Genomic DNA, 25,396 nt, shown 5'->3' on the forward strand with positions numbered 1-25,396 from the left:
TTCCTGTTCACTTCGTGTGATGTCCGGCGCCATTTTAGCGCCAGGAGCGTTTTGCTCGGTCTCTCTAAGAGCAAGGGCGGGGCCAGGCCGAAACGGGGCGCCATCGAGACGCCTCGATTGTTTTCATTGAACTTATTCCGACGTTCGGCGAGACGACCCGGCAAGCCTGCCCCTTGGGCGGCAGAAGTTGCCGAGTCGTTTTTGCAGGGCGTCAGCCGCCAGGCTGTTTCAGGCCGTATTGCGCGTCCTGCATCGCCCGTTCGGCCAGCAAGGTCTCGCCGCCAGACGCCGCGCTGCGTCGCAGGCGACGACCTGGGCGCCGCGAAGCACATAGGTCGCATCCAGATCGCCGGCCGTGGGCTCAGCCGGCAGGACCGCCAGGGCGCATGGCCGACGCGCCGCCTCCGGCAAGACCAGCCTTGCCGGCGCAACCGGCGAGATCGGGGGCGAGGCGGCACAGTTCGTCATCATGGCCGCGCAGACGATCAGCGCGGCGGTCTTCCAAGGGATGGTCGGCATCGTCGGCGCTCCTGGCCTGTGCGACGGCGGTCGCGGTCGCCCGCTCGGCCGCCGTCGTTGTGTGCTGATAGTGATCGACGCGTTGGGCCTGCGCCGCCGCGCCTTCGGTTTCGAGCCGCCTAGCATTGGTTTGCGCATTCGCTAGGGCGGCGGCGTCACGCGCCTGGGTCCGGGCGGTCTCCAGACTCTTCTGCTGCAGGTTCAGCGGATCCCAACGAAAGCCGAGCCCGCCCAGCAGGGTGAACCCCAGCGCCAGGACCACCGCACCCGCCGCCAACCAGCCCAGAGGCGTCAGGGCGCGCAGGATCGAAACCGCCCTCATGGAAAGGCCTTTCGATCCAGCTCGAAATGCGGGCCGTCGCGCAGCGTCTTCCAGTCGCCGCCCCAGATCAGAGGGGTCTTCAGGTCGAGCGCCGCCGCCTTGAACGCCCCGGCGATCCGGCCATACAGCGGCCAGTCCCACCGCACCTGCCCTTCCACCAGGGCGGCGACATCGACGGCATGGCCGGTCAGGTGGCGAGACCGCGTCGTGCGACTGGCCCCGGCCTTGACCAGCGCGGCCTGGCGGGCGGCCGTGCGTAGCCCTTCGGTGATCATGAAGTCCACGGGCGTGCGGGCGATGGCCGCCTCGACCACCGCCGTCAGCGCCGGATGCACGCCCTGAAGCCTCGCGCGCGACCGGCTGGACAGCCGAAAGCTCATGGCCGGCCTCCCGTAATCTTCAGACGGGCGTTGGCGATCAGGGCAACCAGTTGCTGGGCGGTGGGCGCCACCAGATAGAGCACCAGGATCAGGGCCAGCAGCCCCATCAGCCCGTCCGTCATCTTCGGCAGCATCTCGGGCGGCATCCGCCCCACAGTCCGCATCAGCAGCACCCACAGCCCCGCGCTGACGGCGAAGGCGTAGAGGCGGCGAAACAGCCAACGCCCCTCCGCCAAGGGGATCGTCCCCTGCATACGTCGGGTCATCGTTCGTCCTCCTCGTCATAGGTTTCGACGGCGCAGCGGCCGTCCCAGCCGGAATGGGCGCGCCATTCCGGCTCGCTGAGGCTGTCGGGCGCTTCCCACGCCTCGGCCTCCAGCACTTCGACCGGCTCGGCCGGATGCCGCCGCCGGCTCATCCGACGGCCGTGATGCGAACTGCGCCCGCCGCGCCTGGACCGCCCTGGCCGGCGACGGTCAGGCCGGCGCCACCTCCGCCGCCGCCTGCGCCGAAGATCGCGCCCGCGCCGCCGGCGCTGCCGGCCCCGGTCGCCGAGGCGTTTCCACCGCCGCCACCGCCGCCGCCCATCGACAGAGACGGCTTCGCAGAAGCTTGCCCAGCAGCGCCCGCGACGCCCCCAGTCCCGCGAAAGCCCGACCATGCGCCGGCGCCTCCTTGTCCTCCGGCGTGCGAGACATTGGCGGCGCTTAGTCCGCCGCCCCCGCCTCCCCCGCCCGGCCCGTTGGAACAGACGGTTTCGCCGCCCGTCGCCCCCGTCATCGTGATCGACGAGCCGCCGCCGGGATTGGCGGCGCGCAGGCCATGTCCTCCGGCGCCGCCCAGACCCTCGCTGGACGTTCCGGTGGCTCCACCGGCCCCGCCCGACGCGCGCAACAGGACGGTCCCGCCCGACGCGATCCAGCTCTCGCCGCCCGCGGCGCCGCCTGCGCCGCCCGTCCCGACAGTGATCGCCAGCGCGTCGTCCAGGTCTTCGATGGACCAACGGCCATGCGTCAGACCGCCCGCGCCGCCCCCGCCACCGCCGAAACGCGCGGTCCCGGCCGGCCCAGGCAGTCCTGCCCCGCCGCTGCCGCCGCCGCCGACGCAGGCGACTTCGAGCCAGCGCGCCCAGGACGGCGCGACGTAGTCGCGGTCGCTGGTGAACAGGGTCGTCTCGCGCCTGACCGCGCCCTGGTCGAAGGCGATGCGGCCCGTCGTGCGGTCCACGCGAAACACCGTCCGCCACGCGCCCGCGTCGTCGCAGGCTTTGAGGCCCAGATCGTCCTCACCGATCAGGCCCAGTTCGGCGCGCGCCGCATAACCGCTTTGGAACAGCAACGACAGGACATCGCCCGCCGCCTGCTTGTTCAGCGTCAGACGGAGGTCGCCGTCGCCGCCCTCCTCCACGCCGCGCGCGGTGAACAGGGCGGCGTTGATCTTGGCAGACAGGGGGTTGGCGTCATCGGCGGTCGTGCCCAAGCCCAGCCGCGCCAGGCTCTGGACCTCGTCCAGCCGTTCGCCCAGCGACACCCAGCACGCGTCGGCCCGCACCACGACGGAGCCTTCGTCCAGCACCATGGCGATCAGGCCGTCGGGCGTCGGCACGACGCTCCAGCCGCCCGTCTCGAACCGCATCAGGGTTCCGGCTGCTCGCCCGGCCCAGGCCGCGCCCTCCGCGTCGTCGGGCAGGATGTAGAGGTCGCCGTCGGACGCATCGCCCGGCTGGATCGCCGTCGTCCTGCTGACCACCGCCGTCTGCAACAGGGCATCCAGCCGGGTCAGGGCGGTGTTCAGGGTCACATGCTTCTGCATCTGCCCCGCCGCCAAGTAAGGCAGGGCCAGACGCGCGCTGAAATCGTCGCTCATTACTTCTCTCCGTTGTCGTCGGAGATCAGTCTGGGCGCGGCCCTACCTCAGGCCGGAAGACGGTCGATGCCGTCGATCAGGCCCTTGATTTTGCGCAGGTTCGTTTCGGCGAATGCGATGGCTAGACTTGCTCAGCCCGCGCATCTCAGTCGTGAAGATAGACGATCCGCTTCAGCGTCTGGTCGTTTTGCACCCGCGCCTCGTGCATCTCGTGATCGCCGCTGGCGCGCGCATTGGCCTCGGTGTCCTCGACCCAGTGCGTGCTTTCGATGTGCTTTTGCAGCGCCCGCGCCGCCATCAGCTGGCCGGGGAAAAAGGTGTCCACGATGTCGCCCGCGATGGGCACTGTGCCGGTCGCCGTGTCGATGGCCATATAGGCGCCCATCCGCGCCAGTGTCGCCGGCGTCGCCTTGGCCCGCACGGCCTGAAGCATCAGCCAGCCCCCGGTTCCGACTGTATAGACCGTGCCCACCACAGGCACCCAGGTCAGCATGGCGTCCAGCCCCAGGCCGAACGGCCCGATGCCGATCACGCGGTCGGACAGCTTCTTTACGCCCTCGACATTGGACCAGATGTTCTCGATATCCCGGATCGACCGTCTGGCCATGTCGCCCTCCAAAGCGTCGCCTTAACGCGGCGCGACGCTTCGCGTTCAATCCGAGAGATACGTCTTCGATGACCCTGATCAAGCTGGCGGCGAATGTAACGGCAAGCGCCCTGTTGCTGGGGCTGGCGGCGTTCGGCGTGGCGGCCCTCAGCGGGATCGGCCATCGCTGGGTCGATATCCTGGCCCAGTTCACGTCGCCGGTGCTGCTGGCGGCCGTCGGCGTGACCCTGGTCTGTTTGGTTCTGCGCCTATGGCCGGCCTCGATCATCGGCGCACTGGCCTGTCTGGTGCTGACCATCTCGGTCTGGCCCCAGTGGACGCCGAAGAAGGGTGCCGCCGTGCCCGACCAGCCCATCGTGCGGGTCTATTCCGCCAATTTGTGGGTGTTCAACACGGATGTAGAGGCGATGCGCCGGTCCATTTCCGCCGCCGACGCCGACATCCTGGTGCTGGTTGAAATGGGCCAGGCGCCGGCGTCGCAGTTGGAGACGCTGCTGCCGGACTATCCTCACCGCGCCCTAATCGGCCAAGCTCGGCCGGGCGATCATGCCCGCTCAATCATCGCCTCGCGCTATCCGATCCTGCAACGCCTGCCCGACCACAACGACGGCCTCAGCGCCGTGGGCGCGACGGTCCAGACGCCCATCGGTCCGATCAACGTCTTCGGCGTCCACCTGACCCGGCCCTGGCCCTATCAATATCAGTGGGGGCAGATCAGCCAGGTCATGGCCCTGACCGAGCGTCGCAAGGCCGCGCCGGACCTCCCCGTCATCGCCGCCGGCGATTTCAACAGCGTCTCGACCGCCCGCATCGGTCGTCAGATCCAGGCGGACATGGGGCTGATCCCCGCGCCCGGCTGGCCCGCCACCTGGCCCAGCCAGGCCCCGGCCTTCGCCGGCATCACCATCGATCAGGTCTATCGCTCCCCCGACCTGGCACTGATCACGCGACATCTGGGCCAGCCGACGGGGTCCGACCATCGCCCGGTCGTCACAGAGTTCACCCGCGCGCAGTCGCCGCGATAAGCGCCTTCAACCGCGCCTCGTGCCCGTCGGTCGGAAAGTCGTCGGCGACCCAGCCGTCCTCGAACGCCTTGATCAGCCGGCCCGTCTCAGGCCCTGCGGCGAGGCCCAGCCGCGCCAGATCGCGGCCGCCGACCGGCATCTTCGGCGGCGTCCACTCGGCGGCCAGCGCCCGCAGCCGCGCGCCGTCGCCCTCGCCAGCCGCCTCGGCGCGTATCAGCCGATCCTCGAATGCCCTGCGTCCCAGCCGATAGATCGCCGCCCGCGCCTCGGCGTCGCTCATGCGCGGCGACACAGCCACCCCCTCGCCGACCGCCGCCGACAGTCGGTCCCGCACCGCTTTCGACAGGCGTAGAGTGCTTGCGATCCCGACCACTGCCGCTGCATCGGCGGGCAGCAAAGCCGACAACCGCATCACCGGATCGTCTGTCAGACCGCACATCGCCTCGAACAGCGGCAAGGGCTGCACCTGCGGCAGCACCTGGGCCAGCACGCCCGTCTCGGCCATCGCCCGCACCGCCGCACGCGGGTCCCGCGCCGCCAACAGTTTCAGCAGCTCCTTGGACACCCGTTCGGCCGACAGCTGCGCCATGCCCGCCTTCAACGTCGCACAGGCCGCCAGCCCGACCGCGTCCGGCGCGCCCCGCCCGTACCAGGCGTAGAACCGGAAGAAGCGCAGGATGCGCAGATAGTCCTCGCGTATTCGCGTCTCCGCCTCGCCGACGAAGACGATTCGCCCCGCCGCTGCGTCGTCCAGCCCGCCGCCGGTGGGGTCGAACACCGTCCCGGCCGCATCGGCATAGAGGGCGTTCAGCCGGAAATCCCGACGCGCCGCATCCTCGGCCCAGTCCTCGGTGAAGGCGACGACCGCGCGGCGTCCGTCCGTCTCGACGTCGCGGCGCAGGGTCGTGATCTCATAAGGCCGCCGCTCCGACACCCCGGTCACCGTACCGTGCTCCACCCCGGTCGGCACAGCCTTCAGCCCGGCCGCCTTCAACGCCGCGATGGTCTCTTCCGGTCTCAGCCGCGTGGCGATGTCGATGTCGTCGACCGACTGGCCCAGCAGGCTGTTGCGCACGCAGCCGCCGACGAACCGCGCGCAGCCCGGACCGCCCGCCGCCTCCAGCGCCGCCATCACCGCCCGCGTCGCCTGGCTTTCCAGCCACGGCTGTCCCGCCACGGAGAGGCTCATGCCGCATCCTCGTCCGCCGCGATCTCAGGCGCCGCCTCGTCGCCGTAAAGCCGGACGTGCAGCGCTTTCAGAATTCCCGCCGTCACGCCCCAGATGTAGCGTTCGCCCCAGGGCATGGCCCAGAACCAGCGCCGCAGCCCCTCGTCCATGTCGTAGAAGTCGCGCCTGTGGTTGGCGGCGTCCATCAGGAAGTCCCAAGGCGTCTCGAACACCTCGGCCACCTCGTCCGGCGACGGCGTCGTGACCGGCGCCTCACGCAGCCAGCCGATCACCGGCGTCACCAGAAAGCCCGTGCCGGTCTCATAGGCGTCGGACAGGCCCAGCACCTCGACCGCAGCCGGGTTCAGCGCCACCTCCTCGTCCGCCTCGCGCAGGGCCGCCTGGACCGCGTTCTCGCCGGGATCCAGCCGTCCGCCTGGAAAGGCGATCTGGCCCGTGTGCCGCGCCAGGGTGTCGGCCCGCCGCGTCAGCAGCACCGTCGCCCCCTCTGGCCGCGCCACGATGGGGATCAGCACCGCCGCCGGTCGAAGCTCCTTGGCCGTCCGTGTCGCCTGGGGGTTTAGGTCGAAATCCGACCGCGCCGCGACCAGTTCCGGCCGCCAGGTCTCGACAGGCGCCAGCCGTTCGACCAACCGGTTTCTCAGCGTCTCCAGGCTCACGTCAAGGCTCCCAGTGAAAAGGCCTGATCGCCTGATCGAAAGACCAGCCGCCCATCGACCTCTTCAGCCATCTCGACCAGTTCATAGAAGACCGGGCGCGCGATCCGCGCCCACAGGTCGCGTCGCACATGGATGCGCGGCGCCGGTTCGCCCGTCGCCGGATCGGTCTCGACCACGACGGGATCGGCCTCGCTCGCCGTCATCTCGTCCCCGACATCGGTCGTAAACACCAGGTCTTCGCGATCGCGCCTCATCGCCACGGCCCGGAACGGCAGGTCCTCGACCTCGATCTTCAGCTTCTCGACGGGCGTGACCAGATGATAGCCGTCTGGGTCCTTGCGCAACACGGTCGAGAACAGCCGCACCAGTTCCTTGCGACCGATGGGCGAGCCTTCGTGCATCCAGACGCCGTCGGCGCGAATGACGATGTCGATCTCGCCGCAATGCTCGGGATGCCACAGGTGAACCGGCGGCAGTCCCCGTCCGGGCGCCTGTTTCGCTGCCTCGGCGACGGCGTTCAGTCCTGACTTGGGATCATCCATCCCACTGACTTAGGCCCCGCGAACCGTGCGGGAAAGGTCAGCCGATGCGAACCGGTCCTGAAACCTGATCGACGCCCGTCGCTAGCCACAGAACGCGGCGGCGATCCACCGGCCCCGGCAGGATCGCCTCGGGCGCGCCGACGAAACCGAACCGCTCGAAATAGGCGGCGTCGCCGACCAGAAGCACCCCGCCGACATCCAGCGTCCGCGCCTGATCGAGACAGGCCTGCACCAGCTCAGCGCCCAGGCCGTCGCTGCGTCGGCCGGCATCCACCGCGATCGGCCCCAGGAACAGGGCCGGCGTCTCACCCACCACGACCGGCCACAGCCGCACCGAACCGATCACCCGTCCATCCAGCCGCACGACAAAGCCCACGGCGGCGTGCGAGCCTTCACGCAGCCGCTCGGCGGTCTTGGCGAACCGCCCCGGCCCGAAGGCGGCCATGACCAGGGCCTCCACGCCTTCGGCGTCGGCCGGCGTCTCGGCTTCGATACGGCTTACGGCCGGGGAAATGGCGAGGGCGTGCGACATCGGCGCTCCAACAAGCGCGGGCACCTAGAAGCAAAGCTGCGCCAAATCAAGGCGCGCTGCGATGACCGTCATCCAGCCTTGGAAAAGTCCGGCGCGCGCTTTTGCGTGAAGGCCATGAAGGCCTCCATGGCTTCGGGGCTCTTCATCTGCGAACCGAAGGCCTCGCCCTCGCGCTGCATCAGGGCCCACAGACCTTCCGCGTCCCGCATCAGCCGCTTGGTCTTGCGGATGGAGTTGGGCGCGCGGGCCGCCACTCTGGCGGCCAGGTCCGCCGCCGTCGACTCGACCTGATCGGCCGGGACCGCGCGGTTGGCGATGCCCCAGGCCAAGGCCGTCTTGCCGTCCAGCGGTTCGCCCAGGGCAAACAGCTCGAACGCTCTCTGATGGCCGACCACCGCCGGCAGCAGCAGGCTGGACGCCGCCTCCGGCGCCAAGGCCAGATTGACGAAGGGCACGGACAACAGGGCGTCCTCGGCCACCACCACCAGATCGCAGTGCAGCAGCATGGTCAGGCCGATCCCGACCGCCCGCCCCTTCACCGCCGCCACGGCCGGCTTGTCCAGGTCCGCCAGCGCCTTCAGAAAACGGAACACCGGCATCTCGCCCGGTCCCGCGCCCTGCGATCCCAAGGCGATGAAGTCCTGAATGTCGTTGCCGGCCGAGAAGCTGTCGCCCTCGGCGCGCAGCAGCAGCACTCGCACCGCATCGTCGGTCCGCGCCCGCTCGGTCGCCTCGGCCAGGGCCGAATACATGGCCTGGGTGATGGCGTTCTTCTTGTCGGCCCGGTCCAGGGTGACGCTCAGAACGCCGTCGATCAGTTCGCTGCGGATGTGTTCGCTCACGTCGTTTCCTCGTCCTGTTCGACAGCGGCCCACCAGTCCACGCCGTTCTCGTCTCGCGTCCGCGTCGCGCGGCCGCGTCGTTCCAGATAGTTCAGGTGCGCCTGGGCCTCGCCCGTGGCCATGCCCAGCACCCCATCTCCGACCGCCCGACCGAAGACGGCGGGGAAGCCATCGACGACCCTAGACGGTTGACGCAACGTCCGCTCAAGCCGTTTCAGCGCTGTCTCATGCCCACGCTTCAACGTATCGAGCCGCGCATGAACCCCATAAAAGGGCTCGCCATGCGCCGGCAGGATGAACGCCCCTTCCGGAAGCAAGGCCCGCAACTTCGCCAGCGAGTCCATCCAGTCGCCCAGAGGATCGGCGTCCGGCTCCGTCGACCAGACCGACACGTTCGACGATATGCGCGGCAGAATCTGATCGCCGGCGATGAAGACGTCGTCCGAGCGCCGCCACAGGCAGACATGCTCCGGGCTGTGGCCCGACCCGATCACCACAGTCCAGTCGTCGCCGTCGATGCTCAAGGCGTCGCCGTCCGACAGCCGGCGATAGCTGCGTGGCATCGGAGTGACACCCTTGGCGAACCCGCCATAGTCCGCGCGCCAGCGCTCGATCTGGGCCTCGTCCCATCCCGCCGCGCGATAGAAGACCTCGCCATCGGCCGGCGCATCGCCCGCCTCCTCGGCCATCAGCATCCGGCCGGTGATGTATTCGATCTGCGACATCAGCAGGGGCGCGCCCGTCCGTTCGCACAGCCAGCCGGCCAGGCCGATATGGTCGGGATGCATGTGGGTGCAGATCAGCCGCGTCACCGGCCGCCCTTCCAAGTCCCCCGCCAGCACCGTTTCCCAGGCGGCGACAGAGCCGCGCGTGTTCAATCCCGTGTCGATCACGACCCAGCCCTCGCCGTCGCGGATCGCATAGACGTTCACATGATCCAGCTGGAACGGCAGGGCGAACCTTAGCCAAAAAACCCCGCGCGCGACCTTGATCGCCTCGCCGGGCGCAGGCACGACGTCGAACGGATAGGTCAGGCCCCGCGCGTCCTTCGCCCCCGTCGTTCGCGTGCTGCCGTCGGCCAAGTCAGTCTCCAATCGAAACGCGCAGACACTAGCCTCAGTCTCGTCCCGGCGTCCACACTCGCCTTGACCCGGCCCAAATACACCGCCACGAAGCCAGCCTGCATTCAGAAACCCAGGGTGTTTTCATGAAGTCCCGCCTCGCCGCCGCCCTTGCGGCGCTTCTGTTCAGCGCCTTCGCCGTTGCGCCCGCCATGGCGCAGGAGCGTCAGCAATCGCAACAACAGCGCAACGCTGACGACGAACCTGCCGTGACCCAAGGCCCCACGTCGCGCGCCGCCGCTGGTCGCCAGCGTCGCGAACGCGCGCCCGCCGCCCCGACGGCCGAGCAAATCTTGGCCTCGGCCCAAGAACAGATGAACCTCACGACGACCGGCTGCCAGGTCAGCGAAGCCAAGCTGATGGGCAAGACCGCCGCCGACACGACGGTCTATGAAGTCGCATGCGGCGCCGCGCCGGGCTACATCGTCGAAACCAAGACGCCGCCTGAAGCTTCAAGCTGCATCATCCTGGCCCATTCGGCCGAGATCGCCCGCGCCGCCAATCCGACCGCGCCCCCCGCAGCGCAATGCACGATCGCCGCCAACACCGACATCCAGAAGTTCCTGCGCCAGTACGCTGTAGACGCCGGCGTCGCCTGCACCGTCGATCAGGCCAAGCTTCGCGGACAGTCCAGCGACGGCGCCGTAGTCTATGAAGTCGGCTGTTCGGATGGCCCCGGCTTCTGGATCAAGCAGCAAGCCGCAACCTGGACCAAGACCCCCTGCATTCAAGTACTGGCGGAACGCGGCACGTGCGAGTTCACGACCACGGCCGAAAACGCCGCCTTCGTGAAGACGCTGCTGGCCGGTTCCGAAGCCGCGTCGTGCGACGTCACCGAAGCCCGCCTGATGGGCCGCAACGCCAACGGCACATTCTATGAAGCCAAGTGCGCCGGCGCCGATGGCGTCATCGCCCGTCTGAACACCGAAAATGCGGTCCAGCAGATCTATCCTTGCGCCACGGCCCAGGCCATCGGCGGCGGCTGCAAGCTGACGACGGCTCCGGCCGCTGCGCCCGCCCCTGCTGGCGGTCGCCCCTAAACGACCTCACAGACCACATGAAGGGCCGTCGGAGCGATCCGGCGGCCCTTTTGTTTTGCGCGGCCTCTTTTCCGAAACCGTGACGCGCCCTACCGTCGCCGTCATGCGCATCGCCACCTGGAACGTGAACTCCGTCAACGCTCGCCTGCCCACCGTGCTGGCCTGGCTGGAGCAGGCCGCCCCCGACGTCGCCTGTTTCCAGGAGATCAAATGCGTGGACGAGAAGTTCCCGCGCGAGGCCTTCGAGAGCCTGGGCTACAATGTCGAGACCCACGGGCAGAAGAGCTACAACGGCGTCGCCCTGCTGTCGAAATACCCGCTGTCCGACGTGCGGCGCGGCCTGCCCGGCGACGATACGGATGAACAGGCCCGCTATATCGAGGCCCTGGTCGAGGCGCCCCGGCCCATCCGCGTCGGGGCCATCTATCTGCCCAACGGCAATCCCATCGGGACCGAGAAGTTCGCCTACAAGCTGGCCTGGTTCGAACGTCTGAACCGCCACGCCCGCGACCTGATGGCGTTCGAGGAGCCGCTGGCCCTATGCGGAGACTACAATGTCATCCCCGAGGCCGAAGACGCCAAGAACCCCGCCGCCTGGACCGACGACGCCCTGTTCCAGCCCCAGAGCCGCCAGGCCTTCCGCGCGCTCAAGAACCTGGGTCTGGCGGACGCCCACGAGATCGGCGGCGAACCGGCCGGAACCTACAGCTTCTGGGACTATCAGGCCGGCGCCTGGCAGCGCGACCAAGGCATTCGCATCGACTTCGCCCTGCTGTCGCCCCAGGCGGCCGACCGGTTCCGGGGCATCGAAACGCATCGCGACGCCCGCGACATGGAAAAGCCCAGCGACCACGTCCCCGTCGTGGTCGATCTCGATCTCGACAGAGACGGGGAGGCCTGACGCCCATGGCCGACGCCTTGCGGGTGGTTCTGCTGATCGCCCTGGCGGCGGCACTGCTGACAACGTTGGCCCTGGCCCTGTCGTGGTGGATGGAACCGCCGCGTCGCCTGCACCGCGCCATGCTCAAGACCCTGGGCGCCGCGCCCGAGGTCGAGGCCCTGTCGCCGGGCGAAGGCCGCGCTTGCGCGCTGAACTTCGACATCGAACAGGTCGTCGTGCTGTGGGCCAATGGCGCCCACGGCCTGGTCTATGCCTTCGATGAAGTGGACGGCGGCGAGATCATCGTGGACGGCCATGTGGTGGCCCGCGTCCGCCGGGGCGAGGCCCGCAAGTCGCTGGACGTGCTGGCCCCCGACGCCGAACAGGTGGTACTGCGCCTGATGTTCGCCGACGCCCGACACCCCGAGTTCGAACTGGCCCTGTGGGACGCCGCCCTGCCCGCCCAGACCGGTTCACCCGGCGAGGCGCTTCGGCTGGGCCGGCGCTGGCTGTCGCATCTGGAAGCCTTGCTGAAGGGCTGAGACGCGACAGGGCCTTTCGGTCGCCGCGATGGGGCGCTAGAAGCCCCGCTCATTCCTAACGACACGCCTTTATCAAGGAGGCCGCCTTGGCCCGCCTTTTCGACGCCTATATCGTCGCCGACTGGACCGCTGCCGAAACCAAGAAGCTCGGCGACACGTCGCTGTGGATCGGCGTGGCCAAGCGCGACGTGCGGTTCCGCCTCTATACCGAGACCCACAACGTCGCGACCCGCGCCGAGGGCGAGGCCCTGCTGGCTTCGATCCTGGCCGATCACAGGAAGCGCGGCGACCGGGTGCTGGTCGGGCTGGACTTCAACTTCGGCTATCCCGTCGGCACGGCCGCGCGGCTGAAGCTGGACGGAACTCCGTGGCAAGCGATGTGGAAGTTCATCGCGTCGAACGTCGTGGACAAGGCTGACAACACCAACAATCGCTATCAGGTGGCGGCCAAGATGAACCGGCTGATGACCGACGAGGCCTGGCCCCTGTGGGGCGCCCCGGCCAAACAGGCGCAGCGCTGGCTGACCACGACCAAGCCCCCCGTTGGTTCGGGCGCCGACATCCCCGAGTTCCGCGCCACCGAGAACGCGGTCCGCAAGGGTCGGCTTCAGCCCAAGAGCGTGTGGCAGATGCACGGCGCAGGCGCCGTGGGCGGCCAGACCCTAGTCGGCATCCCGGCTGTGCGGCGGCTGCTGGAAAGCCTCGGCCCGTCCGGCGCCGTCTGGCCTTTCGGCACCGGCTGGCGCGCCCTGACGCCCGACGACGTCGAGCCCCTGTCGGCCCTAGTGGTCGAGGTCTGGCCCTCGATGCACGAGACAAAGCCGAACGAAGGCGAGTTCAAGGACCAGGCCCAGGTCCGCTCGACCGCCGAGGCCCTGGCCCGGATGGACGAAGCCGGCGACCTGGCCAAGGCCTTCGGCCCGCCCAAGGACGCCTCGCCCGAACTGATCGCACAGGTCGAGCAGGAAGAAGGCTGGATTCTGGGCGTCTGAGCCCAGGCTTAGTCGCTGAATCAGGCCGCGACCGGCAGGGCCTGCATCGCATCGGAGACGGCGCGGATCAGGGCCTCGGCCGCCACGGGCTTGGACACCGCGCCGCAGAATCCTTGGGCCAGAAGCTCCGCCTCCATCCCCTCTCCTGCGTCCGCCGTATAGGCCAGGATCGGGGTCAGGCGGTTGGGGCCGGAACCCGCTCTGATCCGGTTCAGGGCCTCGACCCCGCCCATCTTCGGCATCCGCATGTCCATCAGGATCACGTCGTAGGCGCTCCGTTCGGCGCGTTCGACCGCGTCGGCGCCGTCTACCGCATCCTCGACCGTCGCGCCCATGCCGTTCAGGAAGGCGCGAGCCAGTTCGCGGTTGGCGGGATGGTCGTCGGCGACCAGCACGCGCAAGCCGCCGACGTCGGCGCCGCCCATCGGCGTGGCGCCGACCGCGACCTCTTCTTCTGCGGCGGGCGCCGGGATTTCGAACCAGAAGACGCTGCCCTGACCCTCGACGCTGTCGGCCCCTATGGTTCCGTCCATGGCTTCGACCAACCCCTTGCAGATGGCCAAGCCCAGGCCGGTGCCGCCGTGCGAGCGCGTCTGCGATCCGTCCACCTGCGAGAAGCGGCGGAACAGCTGGTCCAGCTTGTCGGCGGCGATGCCGTCGCCGGTATCATGAACCGCGACGTGCAGCCGTTCGTCGGCTGCGCTCCAGCGCACGGCCAGCCGCACTCCACCACGGCTGGTGAACTTCACCGCATTGCCGATCAGGTTCAGCAGGATTTGGCGCAGTCGGTCGGGATCGGCGACGACGGACGACCGATCCGTGGTCAGTTCAAGCTCCAGATCCAGATCCTTGGCGCCCGCCTGGGGCGTGAACAGCTCCAGGGTCGAACGAGCCAGGGTCTCGATGTCGGTCGGCTCGGGCCGGATGGCGACCTGACCGGCCTCCAGCTTTGAAAAATCCAGGATGTCGTTGACCGTGCACAGCAGGGCGCGGCCCGCATTGTCGACCCGGCCTACATAGTTGCGCGCCAGGTCCGGCAACGGTTGTTCCAGCGTCAGGCCGGTGAAGCCGATAATGCTGGTCAGGGGCGTGCGCAATTCATGGCTCATATTGGCCAGGAACTCGGCCTTCACGGCGGCGGAGGCTTCGGCCTCGGCGCGGGCCTGTTCCAGTTGCACCTCCAGCGCTTTGCGGCGCGAGATGTCGCGGATGACGACCACAGTCTCGACCGGCCGGCCGGTCTCGTCGCGGACCAGCCGCATCCGGGTCTCGCCCCATACGGCGCGGCCGTCGCGGTGCAGCAGTCTGTGCTCCAGTGTCGCCGAACCCCGCCCGCGCGCCATCTGGGCGAAGGTCTGGGCCAGACGAACATGATCGTCGGGATGGACGAAGGATTCGGCCGTCCTCCCCGCCATCTCGTGCGGCTTCCAGCCCAGCAGACGCTCGACGGCCGGGGAGATATAGTTGGAATGCCCATCCAACTGGATGCGGGCGATGACATCGGCGGCGTTGTCGGCCAGCAGCTTGAACCGATTGTGGCTGCGCGCCAGCACGTCCATGGCCGCGCGCTGGTCGGTCACGTCCTGAAAGACGCCGAACATGGCCAGAGGCGTGCCGTCCGGTGAGAACTCCGCCGCGCCCTTGCTTACAACCTGACGGATGACACCGTCGTGGCGATGGATACGCAGGTCCAGTTCGAAAGGCCCCGCGCCATCCAGCGTCCTGAGCCAGTGCTCATTCAACTGGGCGCGTTCGGCCTCGGGGTAGAAGGCCGACGCCTTCTCCATGTCGGGCTTGTAGGTATCGGGAGATACGCCGTGGATGGCATAGACCTCGTCCGACCAGAAGACGGTCTGATCGACCATGTCCACCCGCCAGTGACCGACACCGGACAGGCTCTCGATCATGCCCAGCATATGCAGTTGCTCGCCGCGTTGACGTTCAGCGCGCGCGCGCTCCAGTTCCGCCACCACCAACCGCGCCAGGTCGCGCAACCGGTCCAGTATCGCGTCTTCCGGTCGCGGGCGGACCTGAGTATCGATGACGCACAGGGTGCCGTAGTTTGCGCCGTCCGAGCCCGTCAGTAGGGCGCCGACATAGAATCGGATATGCGGCTCGCCGGTCACGAAGGGGTTGTGAGCAAAGCGAACGTCCTTCGTCGCATCCTCGACCACCATGACGTCGTTGCCGGGCAGATCGAGCGCGCAGGTGCAGAAGGATACATCGCGAGGCGTCGAACACCCATCCATGCCGATGTTGGCCTTGAACCACTGGATATCCTCGTCCAGCAGAGTCACCAGGGCGATGGGGCAATCCAGCAGATTGGCGGCCAGGCGTGCGGCGGCTTCCGTCGTCGCGTCGGGCGCGGAGCCCACGGCATGCAACGAACGAACACTGGAGAGACGCTGGCTTTCGTTCATCGACGCGGCACCCGGATACTGACTGGGTCCGAAAATGCGCGAACTTGCCTACTTTAACGTTACCCAGCGTTAGGTAGGTTTCCCGATCTCAGCCGATCAGCGCCCGCGCCGCCGCGCGCGCCTCGTCAGTGATCTCGGCGCCGGACAGCATCCGGGCGATCTCCTCCTGACGGCGCTGATCGTCCAGGGTGACGACCGTGGTGGTTGTCAGGCCGTCACGGTCGGCCTTCATCACCTTCCAGTGGGCATGACCGCGCGACGCCACCTGGGGGCTGTGCGTCACCACCAGCACCTGGGCGCCGTTCGACAGGCGTTTCAGGCGCGAGCCGACGGCCTCGGCTACGGCGCCGCCCACGCCCTGATCCACCTCATCGAAGATCATGACCGGCTGGCGCATGTCCTCGCGGCTGGCCAGGGCGGCCTTCATGGCGAGCGCAAACCGGGCCAGTTCGCCTCCTGACGCAATGGCGTCCAGCGGTCCGAAGTCGGTTCCGGCGTTGGTGGCGATCTGGAACCGCACGGTCTCGACCCCATCCGGGCCGCGCCGGCCCTCGATCGGCTCCAGCGCCACGCGGAACCGCGCCCGCTCCAGCTTCAGCGGTCCCAGCTCGCCTATGACGGCGGCGGTCAGACGGTCGGCGGCGGCCTCGCGCGCCGAGGTCAGGAAGGTGGCGGCCAAGTCGTAGGATTCGGCGGCTTCCGCCGCCTCGCGCCCCGCATTGGTCAAGGCCTCCTCGCCATCCTCGATCAGCCGCAGCTGCTCGCGCAATCGGATGCGAAGGCTCGGCAGGGCGTCGACCGTGGTGTTCAACTTTCGGGCGGCGGCGCGCAGGGCGAACAGCCGTTCTTCCGCCTTGTCCAACCGGCCCGGCTCGTAATCGAAGGCACCGGCGGCGGCGTCCACGGCGGCGAGGGCCTCGGCGGCCTCAACCATGGTGCGGTCGATGGCGTCCACGGCGGCGGACAGTTTCAGGATCACGGGGTGATCGCCCTCGGCCCCCGCCTGCCCCGCCCGCTGGCGCGCATGTTCGACGGCGCGCAGGGCCGCGCCCAGCTTCTGGCTCAGCTTGTCGCCGCCAAGCTGGGTGCGGGCGTCGGCCAGATCGGCGATGGCCTTTTCCGCCGCGCCCAGCAGCGCCCGCTCGCCTGCCAGTTCCGTCTCCTCGTCGGCTCGCGGATCCAGGGCGTCCAGTTCGGACAGGTTCAGGCTGATCTCTTCCAATCGTGCGGCGGCGTCGGCGGCCTGGGCCTTCAACTCGGCCAGCCTGGCCTCGGCGGCCTTCAGCTTGATCGAAGCCGCCCCGACTGCCAGCAGTTGCGGTTGCAGACCGCCATAGGCGTCCAGCGAACCCCGATGGGTGCGCCAGTCCAGCAGGCCGACCGTCTCGTGCTGTCCATGCACCTCGACCAGGGCCGCGCCGATCTCGCGCAGCGCCGTCACCCCGGCAGGCTGGTCGTTGACATAGGCCCGGCTGCGGCCGTCGGCGCCCAGCACGCGGCGCAGGATCAAATCCTCGCCCGGCCTGACCTCAAACCCCTTCTCGGCGACCAGGGCCAGCAGATCGGGATCGTCGGGCGCGGAAAATATCGCCGTCGCGACCGCCTGTTTGGCACCGTTTCTGACCAGGCCCGCATCGCCCCGCCCGCCAAGCGCCAGGCCCAGGGCGTCCAGAATGATCGACTTGCCGGCCCCGGTCTCGCCGGTCAGCACGGTCAAGCCGCTCTCGACCTCAAGATCGAGCACGTCCACCAGGACGACATCGCGAATGGAGAGGGCGGTCAGCATCGGTTCAGGCGCCGGAACGAATCATGACCGACAGAATCCCGATACCGGCCGCATTGCACAAGCCGTTGCGTGATCAGCCCGGAATGATCCGTTGCAGCCAGCTCTCACGCTTGCCCTCGGGCGCCTTATCCGGCGTCTGGCCATTCTCGGTCAGCAGAGCGTAGGCCTCGGCGTACCAGGGGCTGCCGGGGAAGTTGTAGCCCAGAACGGCGCCGTTGCGGGTCGCCTCTTCCTTCAGGCCCAGCTGCAGGTTCACCTCGACCAGGCGATACAGGGCCTCAGGCGTATGCGAGGTGCGCTGGAAGTCGGGGTTTGCGATGACGGACTTGTAGCGGTTCACGGCCGCCAGCGGCTGGTTGGCGCGCTGATAGTAGCGGCCGATGTTCATTTCCTTGCCGGCCAGCTGGTCGTTGACCATGTCGATCTTGACGGCGGCGTCCGACGCATAAGGCGTGCCCGGATAGCGGCGCGAGACGTCCTTCAGACCCGCGAGGGCGGCGGTGGCGTAACCCTGGTCGCGACCCACGTCCGTGATCTGCTCGAAGTTGCAGACCGCCTTCATGTAGAAGGCGTAGGAGGCCGAGGGATTACCGGGGAACAGGGCGATGAAACGGTCGGCCGCCGCGATGGCGTCGGTATAGGCGTTGTTCTGATAATAGGCGTAGACCTGCATCAGGATCGCGCGGCGCGCCCAGTCCGAATAGGGGTGCTGGCGTTCGACTTCCTGGAAATAATCCACGGCGTCAGACCAGCGGCGCTGCTGCAGGCGCTCATAGCCGGTGTTGTACAGGGCCTCGACCGGACGTTCTTCATAGGCGAGGCGCGGGCGCTCTTTGCCGGCGCAGCCTGAAATCGTCACTGCGGCGATCGCCGCGGCCATCAGCACCATGCCGGAACGGAACTTAGAAGCGGACAAGGACGACCCCATGACGTGTAAGGGAGAGGCCCTAAGCCGTTCCCCCGGAAACCAACGCGGCGACCTCTAGCACCCGCAACCGAGCCGCGCCATGCCGAGGAAATCTCAGCGTATGACTTGCCCTGCCCGGCTCCACTGGTAAAGAGCGCGCCAACCGACCGCCGTTCATGGGGGGCGGATGACGGCGAAAGGATGACCGGCCGATGAAGCTGCTCTCAGGCAACTCCAACCGCGCACTGTCCCAGGCGATCGCCGACCACTTGGATGCGCCCCTCACCAAGGCCCAGGTCAAACGTTTCGCCGATAACGAAGTCTTCGCCATCATCGAGGAAAACGTGCGCGGCGAGGACGTCTTCATCCTGCAGTCGACCTCCTATCCGGCGAACGACAATCTGATGGAGCTGCTGATCATCACCGACGCCCTGGTGCGGGCCTCGGCGCGGCGGATCACGGCCGTCATCCCCTATTTCGGCTATGCGCGTCAGGATCGTAAGACCGGCGGCCGCACCCCGATCTCGGCCAAGCTGGTCGCCAATCTGATCACCCGCGCCGGCGCCGACCGCGTCCTGACGATGGATCTGCACGCGGGTCAGATCCAGGGCTTCTTCGACATTCCGACCGACAATCTGGTGGCCACGCCCGTGCTGGCGCAGGACATCAAGGAGCGATACGCTCGCGGCGATGACCTGATGATCGTCTCGCCCGACGTCGGCGGCGTGGTGCGCGCCCGCTCGCTGGCCAGTCGCCTGGACGCCGACCTGGCCATCGTCGACAAGCGCCGGCCCAAGGCGGGCGAGAGCGAGGTCATGAACATCATCGGCGACGTTCAGGGCCGCCGCTGCATCCTGTTCGACGACATCGTCGATTCGGGCGGCACCCTGGTCAACGCCGCAAAGGCCCTGATCGACCAGGGCGCGACCGAGGTCTCGGCCTATATCAGCCACGGCGTCCTGTCCGGCCCGGCCGTCCAGCGCATCACTGACGGCCCGCTGAAGGAGCTGGTGATCACCAACTCCATCGAGCAACCCCACGAAGTTTTGAACTGCCCGAAAATCCGAACGGTTTCCGTGGCTCCGCTCGTCGGTGAAGCTATCCGACGGATCGCGAACGAGGAATCGGTTTCCAAGCTGTTCGATTAACCTTCGGATAACCATAAGGCCCGCCTTATAAGCGCCAACAGTGTTGGCGCTTTGTGCGCGCGTGATCGCCTGAGGAAGTCTTCATGAAATCGGCCCATCTGAGCCGCGGCCTATCCGCCGCCGCACTCGCCGTCGCCGTCCTGCTCGCCAGCTGCGAGAGCGGACCGTCGAAGGCTGAACTGGAAGCGCAACGTCTTGCTGCCGAACTGGCGGCCCGCCAGCCCCCGCCCATTTCGTTGAACAAGGACGTGGCGGACGCCGCCTCCATCTACGTCGCCTTCCTGCGCGAGGCCCGCACGATCCAGCCCGGCGGCTTCCCCGACGCCGAATCGATCCAGGCGGCCCTGCGCAAGGGCGCGTCCTATGATCCCAACCAGCTGTCGCGCGGCCTGATCGCCTATGGCTCGATCATCGCCCTTCAGTCGCCCGAGTTCGTCGCCGGCGTGCGCCAGTTCGCCATTGATCCGGTCCAGCGCCAACAGATGGTGGCTCAGATCGTCGCCGACCCGGCCTATGCCGCCACCCTGCCCGGCGCCGACGCCGCCGCCGGCCTGATCTCCAGCACCATCGGCAAGGACGCCGTAGCCATGCGCGGCATCGCCGAGGCCATCGAGCAGGACGCCTACACCATCCAGGGCCGCAGCGACCCGCGCCGCAGCTGGGCCATCGTGCCGATCCCGCATCGCGAAGTCCGCCTGGAAAGCGCCAAGACCCTGTCGGACGTGGATATGCTGCCCTCGGCCGACGAAGCCAACCTGCTGTTCGCCGCCGCCAACAGCGGCACGGGCTTGGCCATCGAACCGTCGCGCAAGGCGCCGCCCTACACCCCCGCCGTGGTCCGCTCGTTGGCCATCGCCGCTTTGGCGGCCCTGGGCTCCGGCGGCGACGAGGCGCGCGCCAATACCGAGGCCCTGACGCACGAGCCGAACAGCGAGTTCTGCCTCAACATGTCCAAGCTGATGCTGTTCCAGTGCCTGGCCGCCTCGCGCCCCAGCTACGAGGACGTCTTCTGCCTGGGCCGCCACGTGACCCGCGACCTGGCCACCTGCACGACCGAAGCGACCCAGATCACCACCATCATCGTCGGTGATCCCCAGGAAACCGGCACCGCCCCGGCGCGCACGCCCATTTCGGTCTCGGTTCCTCAGACGCCCGTCCCGGCCGCCGCCAGCACGGCGACCCAGTCACTGAACACGACGCCGTCCGGCCCGCGCTAAACCGCGTCCAGCACGATAAAAGGCCCGCCCCGAGCGATCGGAGCGGGCCTTTTTCTTTGGGCGGCCGGCCTATTCGTAGCCGTGAGCCGCCTCGTTGATCACCTGGGACGGCATGGACGAGAAGTCCACGGCGACCGGCGTCGCGGTCTTGGCCTGATAGGTCCGAAGCACGTGCGTCATGCGGCGGCGCACCTCTCGCTCGGCCTCTGTGCCGGTGTCGAGCGCCAGGGGCGCCAGGCAGAAGTCGATGATGGCTTCGGTTCGGGTCAGCGGTTCCATTTGGGCGGTTCCTTTTCGGGTTAAGCCGCGTGGGTGAACTGGGCGGTCTCGGTCGAGTCCTTCAGCGCCGTCGTCGAGGACGTGCCGTTGGAGATGACCGTAGCGACCTGGTCGAAATATCCGGTGCCGACTTCGCGCTGGTGGCGGGTGGCGGTGTAGCCGATGACCTCGTTGGCGAACTCGCGCTGCTGCAGCTCGGAATAGGCCGCCATGCCGCGATCGCGATAACCGTCCGCCAGCTCGAACATGGAGTTGTTCAGGCTGTGGAAGCCGGCCAGGGTCACGAACTGGAACTTGTAGCCCATGGCCCCCAGCTCGCGCTGGAACTTGGCGATGGTGGCGTCATCCAGCTTGGCCTTCCAGTTGAAGGAGGGCGAGCAGTTGTAGGCCATCAGCTTACCCGGATGCTCCTTCTGGACGGCCTCGGCGAACTTCTTGGCGTCATCCAGATCGGGGTGCGACGTTTCCCACCACAAGAGGTCAGCGATGTTTGCGTAGGACAGGCCCCGCGCGATGCAGTGGTCCAGGCCCGTGCCTTCTTTCAGGCGGAAAAAGCCCTCGGGCGTACGGTTGTCGCGGTCGATGAAGGGCTGATCGCGCTCGTCGATATCCGAGGTGATTAGTTGGGCGCTCTCTGCGTCGGTCCGGGCCACCGTGATAGTCGGCGTGCCCATGACGTCGGCCGCCAAGCGCGCGGCGACCAGATTGCGCTCATGCGCCTGGGTCGGGATCAGCACCTTGCCGCCCAGGTGGCCGCACTTCTTCTCGGACGCCAGCTGGTCCTCGAAGTGAACGCCCGCGGCGCCCGCCTCGATGAAGGCCTTCATGATCTCGAAGCTGTTCAGCGGCCCGCCGAAGCCGGCCTCCGCATCAGCGACGATGGGCACGAACCAGTCGCGCTTGGCCCCGCCCTCGGCGTGCTCGATCTGGTCGGCGCGTTGCAGGGTGCGGTTGATGCGACGGCACAGTTCCGGCGCCGCGTTGGCCGGATACAGCGACTGGTCCGGGTACATGGCGCCGGCCGTATTGGCGTCCGCCGCGACCTGCCAGCCTGACAGATAGATGGCCTTCAGCCCCGCACGGACCATCTGCATGGCCTGGTTGCCGGTGACGGCCCCCAGGGCGTTGATGAAGGGCTCGTCGTGCAGCAACTGCCACAGACGGTTGGCGCCGCGCTCGGCCAGCGTGTGGGTGACGGGCACCGAGCCGCGCAGGCGCAGGACGTCCTCCGGCGTATAGGGGCGCTCGATGCCGTCGAAACGGCCGGCGGGCGAAGGAACCAGATCGGCGAAAGTTGTCATGGTCGAACTCGGTCTCTGAAGGGCGCGGCCGCAGCCGCCGTCTCGGAGACAAGAACACGCGACAGTCACGAATGACACACCAACACGCGGATCATTGATGTCATGTTATCATATCATGACTTTGCATCAACGGTCATTTTGTGACATTCTGCAGCCATGGACGCCTCCGCCGATCGCAAGCTCTTCCTCGGCGCCCGGCTGAAGCGGCTGCGGCGCGACCTGACCCTGACCCAGACGGCCATGGCGGCCGATCTGGGGGTTTCCCCCAGCTATCTCAACCACATAGAGCGCAACCAGCGCCCCGTTTCGGCCCAGCTCTTGCTGCGCCTGGCGGACACCTATGACGTCGATCTGCGCAGTCTGAACAAGGGCGGCGCCGCCGATGAAGCGCGGCTGACCGAGATTCTGGCCGACCCTCTGTTCAAGGGTCTGTCGGCGCCACGTCACGAACTGGTGCAACTGCTGGAAGAGGCGCCCGGCGTCGCCGACGCTTTGCTGCGCCTGTATCAGGCCTTTGACGACGGCCGCACCCGTTCGCGCGCCGCCGCTGAGAACGGCGAGGGCCTGGTCGAGACCAGTCCCGCCGAATGGGTGCGCGAATACATCCAGTCGCGCGGCAACCACTTCCCCGAACTGGATCAGATGGGCGAGGCCTTGGCCCACGCCCTGGCGGCCGAGGCTCCTGTCCACGCCGACGGCTTCGAACCCGCCGCCCGTCATCGGCTGGCGGCCAAACACGATCTGGGCGTCCGCACTCTGCCGGCCGAGGTCATGGTGGAATGGACCCGCCGCTTAGACCTGCACCGCCGTCGCCTGCTGCTGTCCGAGACGCTGGGGCCGTCCTCGCGCGCCTTCGCCGTCGCCTATCAACTGGCCCTGGTCGAGCACGGCCCGGCCCTGCACGACATGGTTCAGGCCGCGAACGCGCCCGACGCGGCGACACGCGCCCTGCTGAAGGTCGCTCTGACCAACACCCTCGCCGCCGCGACCCTGATGCCCTACGCCGCCTTCCAGCGCACGGCGGAAGAGACCGGCTATGATATGGCCCGGCTCCAGGCCCGGTTCGGGGTCAGCTACGAACAGGCCGCCCACCGCCTGACCACCCTGTCACGCCCCACGGCGCGCGGCGTGCCCTTCTTCCTGATGCGGGTGGATCAGGCCGGAAATATCTCCAAACGCTATGCAGCCGGCGCCTTCCCCTTCTCGCGTTTCGGCGGCGCCTGCCCGCGCTGGCGGCTGCATTCCGCCTTCCGCACGCCCGGCCGCATCGTGACCCAGATCATCGAGACGCCGGATGGCGGCCGCTGGTTCACCTTCGCCCGCACGGTCGAGCGCCAGGGCCACGACGGTTTCGGCGAAACCCACGACCTGGCCGTCGGCCTGGGCTGCGAACTACGCCACGCTTCCCGCCTAGCCTACGCCCACGGCATCGACCTGCAGAACCCCGAGGTCACGCCCATCGGCCCCGCCTGCCGCCTGTGCCACCGCCACCCCTGCGCCGAACGCGCCGCCGCCCCCATCGACCGCCCGCTGGCCGTCGATGACTGGTCGAAGTCCGTCAGCCCCTACCCATTCGGCGCGGCCTGACGCCTAGCGCCGCTGATCGGCCGTGCGCTCGCGAATGGCGTTGAACTCGGCCGTCGGCTTCCACGCGGGCCAGCTCTCGCTGTCCGCCACCGTCAGTCCCAACCGATACAGCAGATCGAGGTTCTGCAGCGCCGCCGTGAAGTCGTAGTCGGCCCGCCATTCGTCGGTCAGCTTGTGGTAATATCGCTCCATCTGCCCCTCATAGTAGGGCTTGCCCGCGTCGATCCCGCCCTCGACGAAATCGCGCCCGGTCCACGGCATCAGGGCCGGCACCCCGCCTGCCGCAAAGTTGAAGTGGTCCGAACGATAGTAGAAGCCTTCCTCGGGATAGCCGTCGCCCGTCACCACCCGCCCCTGCACGGCCGCGAACCGGCCCAGAATATCCTCCAGCTCCGACTTGCCGACGCCGAACACCGCCACGTCCCGCGTCGCAGGCGTGAAGGGCAGCATGTCGATGTTGATGTCCGCCGCCGTCCTGGCCAGCGGATAGACCGGATCGGCGGCATAGGCTTCTGATCCCAGCAACCCCTGCTCCTCGGCCGTGACGTGCAGGAAGACCACGGTGCGTTTCGGCGCCGGGCCTGCCTTGAACGCCCGCGCCATCTCGATCAGTCCCGCCGTGCCCGACGCATTGTCCCAGGCGCCGTTGAAGATGTCGTCGCCTTCCGGGTTCGGCGTGCGCGCCTTGCCGACATGGTCCCAGTGGGCGGAATAGAAGACGTATTCGTCGGGTCGCTCCGTGCCGGTGATCTTGGCCAGCAGATTGTTGGAGTGGATGACTTCGGTCGTCTCGGCGATGTCCACGCTCAGCCGCGCGCCTAGATCGACCGTGCCGCCCAGACCCGCCGATTTAGCTCGCACCAGAGCGGCGGTCAGCGCCTCTCCGCCGATGGCCGTCCCCGTCGCCATATTGATCGATCCGGTGAACCGGGCGTCGCTGGCGCCCTTCACCGTCATCTGCGGCCGGTTCGCCCCGGCGACGGCGCGTCGCCAGCGGCCATCGACGTCCTGAAGGCTGATCACGCCGACGGCGCCGCGTCTCAACGCCTCCTGCGTCTTGTGCGTGCCTGAACCGTAGAAGTTGGGGTCTGCGCCCATGCTGTCCGGCTGTCCGCGCAGAACGACCACCACCTTGCCCGTCAGGTCCGCGCTTCCATAGTCGTCCCACTGAGGCGCCGAGATGCCGTAACCCGCGAAGACCAACGGTGCGTCTTCGACCTTCACCGCCGGATCGGCCGGGCCCGCACGCAGGGTGATGTCCGTCCCCGAAACCAGCGGATGCACCGCCCCGTCCGCTCCAGTCCACGACGCCGTCGGCGCCCGCTGCGGCGTGAACCGCACCAGATCGACCGGCTGCAGCCACGATCCGCCCGGACCGCCCGGCTCCAGCCCCATCGCCTCATACTGGGCCTGCAGATAGGCCAGGGTCAGACCCTCGCCGACCAGACCGGGAAACCGTCCCTCCATCTCGTCCGACGCCAGATATTTGATGTGGTCCGACAGGCGCTGGGCGCTGAACTGCGGCGTCGCGGCCGAGGCGACGGCGAAGGCGTCCACCTGTGGCCCGGGACCGGCGACCGGGGCGGTCGCACAGGCGGCCAGGGCAAGCGCCGCAAGGGCGACGAAGGACGAACGGCGAAGGATCATTCAGGCGCACTCGAAACGTGGAAACGCGAAAGGGCGGGGATGCCTC

The 25,396-nt window shown here is 68.1% G+C and carries 26 protein-coding genes; 8 read left to right on the forward strand and 18 right to left on the reverse strand.

The window, feature by feature from the left end:
- Positions 1-361: 361 nt before the first annotated feature.
- From ACQY72_RS04385 to ACQY72_RS04410, 6 genes are all read right to left on the reverse strand, one after another.
- On the reverse strand, positions 362-841 hold the full coding sequence (locus ACQY72_RS04385) for a hypothetical protein (RefSeq protein ID WP_428156048.1): 480 nt from the start codon (positions 839-841) through the stop codon (positions 362-364).
- Positions 838-1,221, reverse strand: a complete 384-nt coding sequence (locus tag ACQY72_RS04390) for a M15 family metallopeptidase (protein WP_428156049.1) — start codon at positions 1,219-1,221, stop codon at positions 838-840. The genes ACQY72_RS04385 and ACQY72_RS04390 overlap by 4 nt, the downstream gene beginning before the upstream one ends.
- Positions 1,218-1,487, reverse strand: coding sequence for a hypothetical protein (locus tag ACQY72_RS04395; protein WP_428156050.1), 270 nt, complete (start codon positions 1,485-1,487; stop codon positions 1,218-1,220). Before ACQY72_RS04395 ends, ACQY72_RS04390 begins: the two co-directional genes overlap by 4 nt.
- On the reverse strand, positions 1,484-1,639 hold the full coding sequence (locus ACQY72_RS04400) for a hypothetical protein (RefSeq protein WP_346495181.1): 156 nt from the start codon (positions 1,637-1,639) through the stop codon (positions 1,484-1,486). The genes ACQY72_RS04395 and ACQY72_RS04400 overlap by 4 nt, the downstream gene beginning before the upstream one ends.
- On the reverse strand, positions 1,636-3,087 hold the full coding sequence (locus ACQY72_RS04405; RefSeq protein ID WP_428156051.1) for a DUF2793 domain-containing protein: 1,452 nt from the start codon (positions 3,085-3,087) through the stop codon (positions 1,636-1,638). The genes ACQY72_RS04400 and ACQY72_RS04405 overlap by 4 nt, the downstream gene beginning before the upstream one ends.
- A 145-nt stretch (positions 3,088-3,232) precedes the next feature.
- Positions 3,233-3,694, reverse strand: a complete 462-nt coding sequence (locus tag ACQY72_RS04410; RefSeq protein ID WP_428156052.1) for a DUF4112 domain-containing protein — start codon at positions 3,692-3,694, stop codon at positions 3,233-3,235.
- A gap of 68 nt (positions 3,695-3,762) precedes the next feature.
- Between ACQY72_RS04410 and ACQY72_RS04415 the strand changes: the two genes are divergently transcribed.
- On the forward strand, positions 3,763-4,719 hold the full coding sequence (locus ACQY72_RS04415; protein ID WP_428156053.1) for an endonuclease/exonuclease/phosphatase family protein: 957 nt from the start codon (positions 3,763-3,765) through the stop codon (positions 4,717-4,719).
- Here ACQY72_RS04415 and ACQY72_RS04420 read toward each other — a convergent pair.
- From ACQY72_RS04420 to ACQY72_RS04445, 6 genes are all read right to left on the reverse strand, one after another.
- A complete protein-coding gene (locus ACQY72_RS04420; RefSeq protein WP_428156054.1) occupies positions 4,694-5,908 on the reverse strand; it encodes a CCA tRNA nucleotidyltransferase in 1,215 nt (404 codons plus the stop codon). The genes ACQY72_RS04415 and ACQY72_RS04420 overlap by 26 nt on opposite strands.
- Positions 5,905-6,567: a CoA pyrophosphatase gene (locus tag ACQY72_RS04425; protein ID WP_428156055.1), complete on the reverse strand. Its 663-nt coding sequence runs from the start codon at positions 6,565-6,567 to the stop codon at positions 5,905-5,907. The genes ACQY72_RS04420 and ACQY72_RS04425 overlap by 4 nt, the downstream gene beginning before the upstream one ends.
- Positions 6,564-7,109, reverse strand: coding sequence for a DUF1285 domain-containing protein (locus tag ACQY72_RS04430; RefSeq protein ID WP_428156056.1), 546 nt, complete (start codon positions 7,107-7,109; stop codon positions 6,564-6,566). Before ACQY72_RS04430 ends, ACQY72_RS04425 begins: the two co-directional genes overlap by 4 nt.
- Before the next feature lie 37 nt (positions 7,110-7,146).
- On the reverse strand, positions 7,147-7,641 hold the full coding sequence (locus ACQY72_RS04435) for a GNAT family N-acetyltransferase (protein ID WP_428156057.1): 495 nt from the start codon (positions 7,639-7,641) through the stop codon (positions 7,147-7,149).
- Between the two features lie 68 nt (positions 7,642-7,709).
- Positions 7,710-8,483 (reverse strand): enoyl-CoA hydratase, encoded by a 774-nt coding sequence (locus ACQY72_RS04440; protein ID WP_428156058.1) that lies wholly within the window; start codon positions 8,481-8,483, stop codon positions 7,710-7,712.
- Positions 8,480-9,565, reverse strand: a complete 1,086-nt coding sequence (locus ACQY72_RS04445) for an MBL fold metallo-hydrolase (RefSeq protein ID WP_428156059.1) — start codon at positions 9,563-9,565, stop codon at positions 8,480-8,482. The genes ACQY72_RS04440 and ACQY72_RS04445 overlap by 4 nt, the downstream gene beginning before the upstream one ends.
- A gap of 125 nt (positions 9,566-9,690) precedes the next feature.
- Here ACQY72_RS04445 and ACQY72_RS04450 point away from each other — a divergent pair, with 125 nt between their 5' ends.
- The 4 genes from ACQY72_RS04450 to ACQY72_RS04465 all read left to right on the forward strand — a co-directional run bounded on the left by ACQY72_RS04450 (position 9,691) and on the right by ACQY72_RS04465 (position 13,058).
- The gene (locus tag ACQY72_RS04450) at positions 9,691-10,644 is read left to right on the forward strand and encodes a hypothetical protein (RefSeq protein ID WP_428156060.1); all 954 of its coding nucleotides are present in this window, start codon (positions 9,691-9,693) and stop codon (positions 10,642-10,644) included.
- 103 nt (positions 10,645-10,747) lie between these two features.
- Positions 10,748-11,545 carry an exodeoxyribonuclease III gene (gene xth / locus ACQY72_RS04455; RefSeq protein ID WP_428156674.1) on the forward strand — a complete coding sequence of 266 codons (798 nt, stop codon included), beginning with the start codon at positions 10,748-10,750 and terminating at the stop codon, positions 11,543-11,545.
- A gap of 5 nt (positions 11,546-11,550) precedes the next feature.
- Positions 11,551-12,066 carry a hypothetical protein gene (locus tag ACQY72_RS04460; RefSeq protein ID WP_135193229.1) on the forward strand — a complete coding sequence of 172 codons (516 nt, stop codon included), beginning with the start codon at positions 11,551-11,553 and terminating at the stop codon, positions 12,064-12,066.
- An 86-nt stretch (positions 12,067-12,152) separates the two neighbouring features.
- Positions 12,153-13,058 (forward strand): cobalamin biosynthesis protein CbiG, encoded by a 906-nt coding sequence (locus ACQY72_RS04465; RefSeq protein WP_428156061.1) that lies wholly within the window; start codon positions 12,153-12,155, stop codon positions 13,056-13,058.
- 20 nt (positions 13,059-13,078) lie between these two features.
- Here the strand turns inward: ACQY72_RS04465 and ACQY72_RS04470 are convergent, their stop codons facing one another.
- The 3 genes from ACQY72_RS04470 to ACQY72_RS04480 all read right to left on the reverse strand — a co-directional run bounded on the left by ACQY72_RS04470 (position 13,079) and on the right by ACQY72_RS04480 (position 18,192).
- Positions 13,079-15,478: an ATP-binding protein gene (locus ACQY72_RS04470; RefSeq protein ID WP_428156062.1), complete on the reverse strand. Its 2,400-nt coding sequence runs from the start codon at positions 15,476-15,478 to the stop codon at positions 13,079-13,081.
- An 88-nt stretch (positions 15,479-15,566) separates the two neighbouring features.
- Positions 15,567-17,264, reverse strand: coding sequence for a DNA repair protein RecN (gene recN, locus ACQY72_RS04475; RefSeq protein WP_428156063.1), 1,698 nt, complete (start codon positions 17,262-17,264; stop codon positions 15,567-15,569).
- A gap of 73 nt (positions 17,265-17,337) precedes the next feature.
- The gene (locus tag ACQY72_RS04480) at positions 17,338-18,192 is read right to left on the reverse strand and encodes an outer membrane protein assembly factor BamD (protein WP_409719256.1); all 855 of its coding nucleotides are present in this window, start codon (positions 18,190-18,192) and stop codon (positions 17,338-17,340) included.
- Between the two features lie 191 nt (positions 18,193-18,383).
- On the opposite strand from ACQY72_RS04480, the gene ACQY72_RS04485 reads away from it, so the two are divergent.
- On the forward strand, positions 18,384-19,319 hold the full coding sequence (locus tag ACQY72_RS04485) for a ribose-phosphate pyrophosphokinase (RefSeq protein ID WP_135193234.1): 936 nt from the start codon (positions 18,384-18,386) through the stop codon (positions 19,317-19,319).
- An 83-nt stretch (positions 19,320-19,402) separates the two neighbouring features.
- Positions 19,403-20,536, forward strand: coding sequence for a hypothetical protein (locus ACQY72_RS04490; protein ID WP_428156064.1), 1,134 nt, complete (start codon positions 19,403-19,405; stop codon positions 20,534-20,536).
- A 69-nt stretch (positions 20,537-20,605) separates the two neighbouring features.
- Here the strand turns inward: ACQY72_RS04490 and ACQY72_RS04495 are convergent, their stop codons facing one another.
- Positions 20,606-20,815, reverse strand: coding sequence for a hypothetical protein (locus ACQY72_RS04495; RefSeq protein ID WP_066550777.1), 210 nt, complete (start codon positions 20,813-20,815; stop codon positions 20,606-20,608).
- 20 nt (positions 20,816-20,835) lie between these two features.
- Complete coding sequence (gene aceA, locus ACQY72_RS04500) at positions 20,836-22,116, reverse strand: isocitrate lyase (protein ID WP_428156065.1); 1,281 nt, start codon at positions 22,114-22,116, stop codon at positions 20,836-20,838.
- Positions 22,117-22,272: 156 nt separating this feature from the next.
- On the opposite strand from aceA, the gene ACQY72_RS04505 reads away from it, so the two are divergent.
- The gene (locus ACQY72_RS04505) at positions 22,273-23,703 is read left to right on the forward strand and encodes a helix-turn-helix domain-containing protein (protein WP_428156066.1); all 1,431 of its coding nucleotides are present in this window, start codon (positions 22,273-22,275) and stop codon (positions 23,701-23,703) included.
- A 3-nt stretch (positions 23,704-23,706) separates the two neighbouring features.
- Here the strand turns inward: ACQY72_RS04505 and ACQY72_RS04510 are convergent, their stop codons facing one another.
- Positions 23,707-25,350 carry a M28 family peptidase gene (locus tag ACQY72_RS04510; protein ID WP_428156067.1) on the reverse strand — a complete coding sequence of 548 codons (1,644 nt, stop codon included), beginning with the start codon at positions 25,348-25,350 and terminating at the stop codon, positions 23,707-23,709.
- Positions 25,351-25,396: the final 46 nt, after the last annotated feature.

Origin of the sequence: Brevundimonas sp. (assembly GCF_965279155.1) — a bacterium.
Classification (GTDB): domain Bacteria; phylum Pseudomonadota; class Alphaproteobacteria; order Caulobacterales; family Caulobacteraceae; genus Brevundimonas.